Source organism: Candidatus Zixiibacteriota bacterium (assembly GCA_022865345.1).
Lineage (GTDB): Bacteria > Zixibacteria > MSB-5A5 > MSB-5A5 > RBG-16-43-9 > RBG-16-43-9.
In genome coordinates this window covers 1-8853 of the sequence record JALHSU010000220.1, presented here as the reverse complement: position 1 = coordinate 8853, position 8853 = coordinate 1, and the positions used below count along the sequence as shown (strand labels likewise).

10 protein-coding genes are annotated in these 8853 nt (G+C 42.2%); 3 read left to right on the top strand and 7 right to left on the bottom strand.

From position 1 onward, the window contains the following. From MUP17_10735 to recG, 7 genes are all read right to left on the bottom strand, one after another. The coding region (locus MUP17_10735) for a radical SAM protein (protein ID MCJ7459455.1) at positions 1–985 on the bottom strand (985 nt) is incomplete at its 3' end. A gap of 10 nt (positions 986–995) precedes the next feature. Further along, on the bottom strand, positions 996–1835 hold the full coding sequence (gene tcmP / locus MUP17_10730; GenBank protein MCJ7459454.1) for a three-Cys-motif partner protein TcmP: 840 nt from the start codon (positions 1833–1835) through the stop codon (positions 996–998). 20 nt (positions 1836–1855) lie between these two features. Beyond that, complete coding sequence (locus tag MUP17_10725; GenBank protein MCJ7459453.1) at positions 1856–2962, bottom strand: dipeptidase; 1107 nt, start codon at positions 2960–2962, stop codon at positions 1856–1858. 89 nt (positions 2963–3051) lie between these two features. Beyond that, complete coding sequence (locus MUP17_10720) at positions 3052–3393, bottom strand: DUF1844 domain-containing protein (GenBank protein ID MCJ7459452.1); 342 nt, start codon at positions 3391–3393, stop codon at positions 3052–3054. A 45-nt stretch (positions 3394–3438) separates the two neighbouring features. After that, positions 3439–3633 carry a hypothetical protein gene (locus MUP17_10715; GenBank protein ID MCJ7459451.1) on the bottom strand — a complete coding sequence of 65 codons (195 nt, stop codon included), beginning with the start codon at positions 3631–3633 and terminating at the stop codon, positions 3439–3441. 42 nt (positions 3634–3675) lie between these two features. Further along, complete coding sequence (locus MUP17_10710) at positions 3676–4233, bottom strand: DUF366 family protein (GenBank protein MCJ7459450.1); 558 nt, start codon at positions 4231–4233, stop codon at positions 3676–3678. A gap of 48 nt (positions 4234–4281) precedes the next feature. After that, complete coding sequence (gene recG, locus MUP17_10705; protein ID MCJ7459449.1) at positions 4282–6417, bottom strand: ATP-dependent DNA helicase RecG; 2136 nt, start codon at positions 6415–6417, stop codon at positions 4282–4284. A 553-nt stretch (positions 6418–6970) separates the two neighbouring features. Here recG and MUP17_10700 point away from each other — a divergent pair. From MUP17_10700 to MUP17_10690, 3 genes are all read left to right on the top strand, one after another. Continuing rightward, a complete protein-coding gene (locus tag MUP17_10700) occupies positions 6971–7747 on the top strand; it encodes a T9SS type A sorting domain-containing protein (GenBank protein MCJ7459448.1) in 777 nt (258 codons plus the stop codon). Between the two features lie 307 nt (positions 7748–8054). After that, the gene (gene rpmB, locus MUP17_10695; GenBank protein MCJ7459447.1) at positions 8055–8246 is read left to right on the top strand and encodes a 50S ribosomal protein L28; all 192 of its coding nucleotides are present in this window, start codon (positions 8055–8057) and stop codon (positions 8244–8246) included. Between the two features lie 79 nt (positions 8247–8325). Next, positions 8326–8853 (top strand): PD-(D/E)XK nuclease family protein (locus MUP17_10690; GenBank protein ID MCJ7459446.1); only part of this gene is annotated, 528 nt, incomplete at its 3' end.

The following is an 8853-nucleotide window of genomic DNA, read 5'->3' as shown; positions in this document are numbered from 1 at the left end:
TTATCTTCTTATAATCCAAATCCGGGCATTCAAATTTAGATCTCAGCTTTTCCCACATCTCCACAGTTTCCTTGCAAAGAGAGATGTTGGTGTAATTGTATTTTTCCTTGAGATATTTAATTAAGTGCAGATACATTGTAAATCTATTGGAGAACTCTATCTTTTTGCCCCAGTTAGACTTTTCCTCTAAGTATATTATCCAGGACTTATCTTTAGTTCCGTTAATAGTGCTTTGCAATCCCCTTAAGGAGCCTAAAGTTATTCGTTCAGGGGTAAATGTCGCAAAAATCTGGTCAATCAATTCCCTATATCCTTCTTGCCAACCAGCCATCGGCACCATCGGGTCAATCCTGACCCTTATCTCGTATCCTGCTTCAGCTAACCTGCTTGCCGCATCAATTCGCTTTGAAACGGCAGGCGCCTTTTTCTCCCATTTTCTTGCTACTTTATCCGCATTCAGGCTAAAGCTTATAATTACCTGATTGTGCGGATTTATCTCAAGTAAGTGCTTAATGTTCGTCGATTTAGTCAAGAATAGAACCTTATGTTTATCATGCGATTCAAACATGGGAATTATGAATTTCGAAAAGGGGTTATATCCATTTTCCCACATCAGCGAATCAGCTATTTCACCGGTATTAAGAATCTCAGGCGGGCTTGAACTATTAAGAAATTCCCTGACGTGCAGTTCAATTTTAGCATAATCTTTTATGACCGGCTTTATCCCTTCGGGCCTAAACCTGAAAGTACCTTTTAAATAACACCAGGAACAATCAAATGGACATCCATAAGCCCATTTCAATTCTAAAAAGTGAGGACAGACCACATCAGTCAGGTTAGAGGGCAAAGGGGTCTTCTCAAACCGAGTGATGATTGAACCGTCACCAATCTGTTTAATAAACCTATTATGGGTGCCGTCTATCAATTTATACTGCTGTAAATTTACACCTACAAATCTATACTTTCTCGTTTTTGCTATGGGCATAAAATTTCTTTCAATTTAACTTATCAAAAAAAGAAATTTGACCGCCAATCCAATCTTTCTTCAGAACATGCTTCATAATCTTTGCTCCTATAGGATGATCTGTTGCAAAAATCATATAATATAACGGCCGTCCCTTAGTGCTTTTAATTAATCTATTATCAACAAATTTATATTCAAGCCTCTTTAACCCATTTGTGAAAATTTTAAGTAAACGCATTCTAACTTCAAGTGGTCTAAGTCTACCTTTAACTCTTTCTTCATATACGTCTATCCAGCTATTGTCAGGGAATTTTTTGCTCAATAATAATTTGATATTTTCTTTTTCGAATCTTTTTCTGTTATAGTAGAGAACTCGAGCAAATGCCATATTATAAGGAAATAAAATAAATAATTCGATCTTTCTTCCTAACTTATAGTTAGCAATCTTTTGTATTGTTAACCAATCCAATTCAAATCCCTCTGGATCAAGAAAAGCGAAACATGGAGCTTCTTGTGGTATTTCAGAAAGTATCTCATCTATAACTGAATTACAATCACCTTCTTTTATCTTATATCGATTTTCAGGAAAATCTTTCAAAAGTTTACTTAATGCCTCGACTTTATCCTTGTCTATTTCAATAAAAAAACATTTAGTAAATGCAGGATCCGTTTTCATTACAATTAAAGGAGAACCGTCGATGATTCGAGATTTGGATGAACCTGAAATCCTTATCTCGCATTGTCCATCACCTGCAAGAGCATCAATATAATAACGTTCTTTTGCTCTTGTAGTAGCAATTACATAGCCATCAAGATATTTTCTTAAAAGTTTTAGTTTTTCTTCGGTATGTGGTTTACTTATCCTCGCCATACTTTTAGACCTACAATAATTTATCTACAAACCTCCCCGAACACCCTCAAAAAATTCCCGCCTAAAATCTTTTTTATATCCTCATCTTTATATCCCCGATTCAAAAGCTCCTGGGTTATTGCAGGTAAGCCAGAGGCATCTTTTATCTCCAAAGGTATAGCCGGAATCCCATCAAAATCCGAGCCTAAGCCTACATAATCTGGTCCCACTAATTTGACTATATAGTCTATATGGTCAACTAATTTTGACAAGGTAGCCGGAGGAGGAAAATTAGCATTCCGGTAGAGGAGTGAGGTTTCCTCTTCGATTTTCTTATCATCCCCTTTGAACTTCTCCTTGATCTCCTCTTTCTTAACGTTTATTTCTTTGAAGATACTATCAGAAACCTTTCTGAAATCATCATCCAGATAACCTGAGAAAAAATTAATCCCGATAACACCACCCGATTTTGCAATAGCCTTTATCTGCTCATCGGTCAGATTACGGTAATGGTTGCAGATCGCTTTGACGCAGGAATGGGAGGCTATTATCGGAGCGCTGGATAAATTTACCACATCCCGGAAAGCCTGCTCTGAAAGGTGAGAGACATCCACCATCATTCCCAGCCTGTTCATCTCTTTTACAGTCTCTCTGCCCAGCTGGGTTAAACCTCCTTTTTGCGAGGAGGTGTCAGCCGCAGAGCTGGCTAAGGGGTTGGAGTTCTCCCAGGTTAAAGTCATGTATCTTACCCCCAAACGGTAAAAGGTTCGCAGCAATGACAAATCTTCTTCAATCGCATGGCCCCCTTCCAGACCCAGGAAACAGGCGATCTTCCCCTTTTTATTTATCATTTTGAAATCTTTGATATTGGTGGTCAGTTCCAGATCCTGTGGATATTTATCGAGCTGTTGATAGAAAAGGTCTATTAAATCTAAAGCTTGTTTGGCTGCACTGTCGGGCAGATATTTTGGCTCCACCCAGATACCCCAGACCTGAAGGTCAACTCCGCCCTCTCTTAATCGGGGGATATCAATATGACCTGTGGTGTGCCTCTCGCCTAAGACAAAATCCCCCTTTTTGAGCTTGAGAACAGTATCAGAATGCAGGTCGCAGACTATAGCTTTAGAGTGAAGCTTTTTTGCTTTCATAGAAATATCATTTGCCCCTGAAGACATTTGAAACAAAAAAAAACAGGGCAAGCCCTGCGATAATTTTTTGTGCGAAAGATTTGAAATGTCTAACTCTCGCTTTTTTCCTCCTGTCCGGAGTCAGCGGATTTATTTTCTTCCTTTGAGATTTTTTCATCTTTCTTCAGTTCCTCTAAATAGTTCATTCTGAGCTCAAACAGGACATGCTCCAGAAATTTGCTTTCTCCTTCATTTAAATTACCCTTGGTCTTCTCTTGAATAACCTCTAAAATATCGATGGAGTACTTCGCCTGTTCTAAGTTTTTTTCAATCTTCCGGGTTACCGGATTGGCTAATTTGCCCATCTGCTGTAAGGCTGCAGTCTCAAACATATAAACCAGATGGAAAAAAAGCTCCTCTTTAGTCTGGCTTTTTTCCTCTTTTTTATCCATATGCTCTTATCCCTCAGCCCACTTGAGCTGCAACCTGCTCCAAGCTTAACCACTTTCTTTCTTTTCCAGAAATTTAAATGCGACATCAAGACTGTGTTGCAGGTCCATCATTTCTGCATCCACCTTCTTTAAAAGACGCGAAAGGTCATAGTCCTTAGATTCAGAAACCAGTTCCTTGATCTTTTTTTCCAGCTTGGCCGCTTCTTCAATCAGCTCTTCGATTCTTTCTTTTGTGACCATCTTTTACCTCTTTCTTTAAGAAATAATTTCTAATTCAAATTATCACTCGATACTCCTGGTCTTGACCAATCTTTCGGAAACCCTTCTCATATCCAGGCGATACTGGTTCATCACCACCTGAGCCAGATCAAGCGGATCCAGTCCGTAATCCTCCAGACCCTTGGTCTTAACCGGAGTATTCTTACTGGAGATATTAACCCCCAGATGGATCTTGGTGGAGACTCTTGTGCGGGTGACTGTGGAGATGGTCAGCTTGGCGTCCCCGTCGAAGATATCGTTCCCCCACCTCTGCAGGACATCCCCTTTTAGCCGGTGATTTAATTTGTCCTTTAAGATTGAAACCAGAAGCTTCTGTTTTAAGATCGCCTTTTCCAGATCCAGATCGAAATGTTCGAGGATGAAATGCAGCATCCTCTCACTTCTTACCTGGATTTTCTTCTTGTAGTGGTCGATTCCTACTAGATACTTTTCCTCTACCTCGCACGGACCGATGAAGCTGACGATGCTGTCTCCTAAAAGGTCAAATTTAGCATATGCCCAATGGGAGACGAGCTCTTCTCCGGTAAATTTTATCTCCTCAGACACAAAAAGCGATTTCATAACTCCTCACTTTTCCTGTGGATCCATTTTTTGTAAAATATATGAAATTTATCCAATATCCGCCAGCTTGAATTTATCTTTGTAGTTTCGTATAAACTTATTCCTCAGGCAAAGGTTCTCCTTAGAGCTCAAATCCCCGTCCTCCTGCACGATCTTGAAAGCCCAGTCCCGAGCCTTAAAAAGAAGCTCCAGGTCCTCGCTCAAATCTGCTATTTTGAAATCCGGCAGCCCGTGCTGTCTAGTCCCGAAAAACTCCCCGGGACCTCTTAATTTTAAATCTGCCTCTGAGATTTTGAATCCATCTGAGGTGGAGGATAAAATCTGGAGTCTTTTCCTTGCCTCTTCAGAAACTAACTTGGAAAATTTCAGGATACAGTAAGATTGCTCTTCGCCCCTGCCAATCCTTCCCCTTAACTGGTGAAGCTGGGAAAGTCCGAACCTCTCCGCATGCTCTATCAACATCAAAGTGGCATTGGAGACATCCAAGCCTACTTCGATTACTGTGGTGCAGACTAAGATATCGTAATCCCCGGAACGAAAAGCCTTCATTATCCTTTCCCTTTCTTCCCTTTTTATCCTGCCGTGAAGCAAAGCTATTTTTCTGTGGGGGAATATTTTCTCCTGGAGAAACTGATACCCCTCAGTTGCTGCTTTTAAATCAGCTTTCTCTGATTCCTCGATCAGAGGATAAACGATATATGTCTGCCTCTTTTTTTTAAGCTCCTCTTCTAAGAAAATATAACCTTTCTCAGAGGAATTTTCATCTAAAAGTCTGGTCTCAATCTTTTTTCTGCCCGGCGGCATCTGGTTAATCACCGAGATATCCAAATCCCCATAGACTGTCAGGGCTAAGGAACGGGGGATAGGGGTTGCGGTCATAACCAGAAGGTGAGGCGATTCACCTTTTAGCTTCAGACTTAGCCTCTGCATCACCCCGAAACGATGCTGCTCATCTATCACTGCCAGACCCAGCCTGTTGAAATTTACCTCTTTTTGAATCAGGGCGTGTGTGCCGACTATAATCTTTCCCTTTCCTGAAGAGATTTTTCCCAGAATCCCCTTTCTTTCCCCGGGTTTGACTGAACTGGTTAAAAGCACAGGTTCAATCCTCAGCGGCTCCAACAAGGAGGAAAGACTCAGATAATGTTGCTCTGCTAAAACCTCAGTTGGCGCCATAATGGCTGTCTGGTAACCGTTTTCTATTGCCATCAGCATGGATATGAGTGCCACGATAGTCTTACCTGAGCCAACATCCCCCTGCAAAAGCCGTTGCATAGCTTTACCTGAGGAGACGTCCTGATAGATCTCATTTAAAACTTTCCTTTGATCCTGAGTTAACTCAAAAGGGAGGCTCTCCAAAAACCTCTTTACCATCTCCCCGGGTCGGTTGAAGATCGAGCCCTTCTCTTTTAACCCCAAATGTCTTTTTCGCAAAGCTAAAAGTAACTCCAGGTAGAAAAGCTCTTCAAAGGCTAACCTTTTTCTTGCCTTTGAAGCATCCTCTATGGAATCCGGAAAATGGATTGTTTTTAAAGACCAGTCCAATGAAGGAAGTTCAAGCTCTTCTCTTACCCTGGCGGGTAGAGTTTCCTGAATCTGGGGAAAAAGGTTTTCCAGGAGATAGCTAATAGTCCTGCGGAATCCGCGACTGTCCAGGTAGACATTTTTTAACTCGGAGGTGGATGGATAAAGCGGGATTACCCTGCCGGTATGGATTAACTTCTCCCCTTTGCCTGAGACTATCTCGAACTCCGGGTGAGGCATCTGCAGGCCATAGAAACTCCGCACCTCTCCAGAAGCCACAACTGTATCCCCCTCTTTGAACTTGTTCTGAATATATTTGATCCCGGAAAACCAGACTAATTTCAGAAAGCTTTTCTCGTCTCTTAGGATAACCCAGAACTGAGGAGTTCTCCATCTTTTTATCCCGTAGGATTCAACTGTTCCCATCACCGTTGCCCTGGAGTTTATCTGAAGCTCATCTATTGGCGTTATGGTGCTGCGGTCTAAATATCTGCGCGGGATGTGATACAGAAGATCTTCGACGCTGTTTATTCCAATGGTGGCTAAAGCTTCTGCTTTAACCGGACCGATCCCTTTCAAGTACTGAACCGGGCTTTGAAGGTCTAATTTTCTCGGCCTGCCTGCTAAAGACTGAGCGTCAACTGTTGAAGCCGCTCTCAAAATGTGCTCCTGAATGAAAAAATTATTAATCAGGGATATATTAATCTTTTTCCCAGAGCCTGTCAAGGAGTTTTAGGCAGGGGTCTAAAAAGTCAAGCCTTTCAGGCTAAAGTTCGGTCATATACCTTGGACGCATTAAAAACCTTTCAGTTTTATGCTGTCTTCTGTTTTTTGAGAATATTATTGAAGAGGTAACCTGCTCTGGTTTAAACCCTTAGACTGGACCTGGTCTCAAATTCGAATTGTCCGGAAAAAATTTTTAGAAAAACCCATTTTTTACTTGACAATATTTATCTTTTACTTTATAATAATTTCAGAATCATACGTAAAAACAGATGGTAGTCCCCGTAGGGGATGGAAGGTGGGTTGAAAAATATTTTTTACCAAAAGGAAAGGGTAAATTATATTAAGTTGAAAGTTGGCTCTTAACTTTTATCAAAACCCCATTTAAAGGAGGTGAAGGAAGTTCTGAGGGGGAACAGACCTGGAGGTAAAAGAAGGAGATACCAACCAGATCAACACCTTTAAATCTTTTAAAGAAAGGAGTACATCTATGCTCAAAAAAATATCCTTGATTATCGTTTTGTTATTGATTGTGGGAAGCTCCTCCTGGGCAGCTAATAAGATGGTTGCCACCAGTGATGCCAATAAGGTTGCCTTGAATCTTTCTGCAGACGAGCCCCTGGGTGGGGTGGTGGTAGCGTTGAAGTTTGCTGAACCCGGAACAAACGTCATCTGCACCAAGGCGGATTTCTCAGGTGGAATAGCAGACTATATCGCCGATGACGGCCAGAGCGGAGCAAAGTTCACCCTTATTGATAACGAGAAAAAGACTGTCCTGGCTGTGGCTATACCTTTTACCGCTAAAGCTATTCCGCAGGGCGAAGGGACTTTCCTAAACCTGGAATTCAAGGGTGAGGGAAAGGTCAAATTGGAAGAGACTACCATCTCTCATCAGACTGGAATCTCCCTGGTGAACGCCAAGGCACAGGAACTCAAATTTGATTTCAATCCGATTGAGCTCACTGCGCAGAAGGTCCAGGCTCTTCCAAAAGATTTCTCTTTGGCTCAGAATTATCCTAATCCCTTCAACCCCACAACCACCATCAGCTATGCTCTGCCTACAAACGCTTATGTAAAGCTCGTGGTTTACAACATCCTTGGACAGAAGGTAAAGACCTTGGTAGACGAAGAGCAGACCGCTGGATTCAGACAGGTGGTCTGGAACGGGCAGAACGACAGAGGTGAAACTGTCGGAAGCGGAATCTATTTCTACCGCATCCAGGCAGGCGATTTCACCAAAACCGCCAAGATGAGCTTGCTGAAATAAGATCTTACTTCCTCATTTCCTTCCTGCAAAGTAAGGGCGACCCGGTGGGTCGCCCTTACTATTTGTGAAATTACCGGTATCCCCACCCTGCCCCCGAAGCGGGGTGGTAATTTATTTATGTCCATCGTAGTGGCATAACCTCACCCTTTCCCTCTCCTTAAAAAGGAGAGGGAATATTCAGCTTGCTCTCTAGGGCTGATGTATTGTATCTGTTTTTTTGACCTTGTATTTGAATATTCCCCTTGTTTTTTCGTATAAAGACATTAAATTAATACTTTGATTTAATATCGAATAGAATGGAGGAAAAATGTCAAGAGCTTGTGAGATCTGCGGGAAAAAACCGCAATACGGTCATACAGTCAGTCATGCACATAACCTGACTAAAAGACGCTGGCTGCCCAACTTGCAAAAAGTCCATGCTTTAGTCAATGGTGAAAGAGTTACCATCCGGGTCTGCACCAGCTGCTTAAAAGCCGGCAAGGTCCAGAAAGTAAAATAAAAATACAGTGGCGCATGGTCAGACCCCACACCACTCTGTGGAAATTACTGACCACTGACCACTTGCTTATGGAGGCTATTTGCAACTGAGAATCTCCGCTAAAGACTTAGGAGCATTCGCCCTGCCCGGGTTTTGCCCACGCTGCGCCTGGCTAAAACTCCGTGCCGCCAACAAATTACCCTACCAGATCTTTCCAGGAATTTTCAGCTCCATCGATTCCTACACCAAGAAATTCATCAGCTCTTTTTTTGAAAAGTATGGACATTTCCCTGAATGGCTGGGATCAGAAGATGAGTTCGCGGGTCTGGTGAAGAAGCTCCATCACTCCAGCTTCAACACATCTGACCAGACTAACGACATACTTCTGACTGGCGTTCCGGATGAGATTTTCAAGCTAAAAAACGGCTCCTATTTTGTCCTGGATTATAAAACTGCCAAATATACTGAGACCCAGGATAGTCTTCTGCCCTTGTATGAAGTCCAGCTAAATGCCTATGCTTATATTGCGGAGAGGACTGGTCTTTCGCCGGTGAAAAAAATCGCCCTGGCATATCTTGAGCCGCAGACCGGATTAACGCAGGAGAATGTCGAAGAGTTCAAAACCGGT

Bases quoted from the DNA above. Each gene is read 5' to 3' on its own strand.
- tcmP (MCJ7459454.1), bottom strand. From the start codon at position 1,835: ATGGCGAGGATAAGTAAACCACATACCGAAGAAAAACTAAAACTTTTA.
- MUP17_10725 (MCJ7459453.1), bottom strand. From the start codon at position 2,962: ATGAAAGCAAAAAAGCTTCACTCTAAAGCTATAGTCTGCGACCTGCAT.
- MUP17_10720 (MCJ7459452.1), bottom strand. From the start codon at position 3,393: ATGGATAAAAAAGAGGAAAAAAGCCAGACTAAAGAGGAGCTTTTTTTC.
- MUP17_10715 (MCJ7459451.1), bottom strand. From the start codon at position 3,633: ATGGTCACAAAAGAAAGAATCGAAGAGCTGATTGAAGAAGCGGCCAAG.
- MUP17_10710 (MCJ7459450.1), bottom strand. From the start codon at position 4,233: ATGAAATCGCTTTTTGTGTCTGAGGAGATAAAATTTACCGGAGAAGAG.
- MUP17_10700 (MCJ7459448.1), top strand. From the start codon at position 6,971: ATGCTCAAAAAAATATCCTTGATTATCGTTTTGTTATTGATTGTGGGA.
- rpmB (MCJ7459447.1), top strand. From the start codon at position 8,055: ATGTCAAGAGCTTGTGAGATCTGCGGGAAAAAACCGCAATACGGTCAT.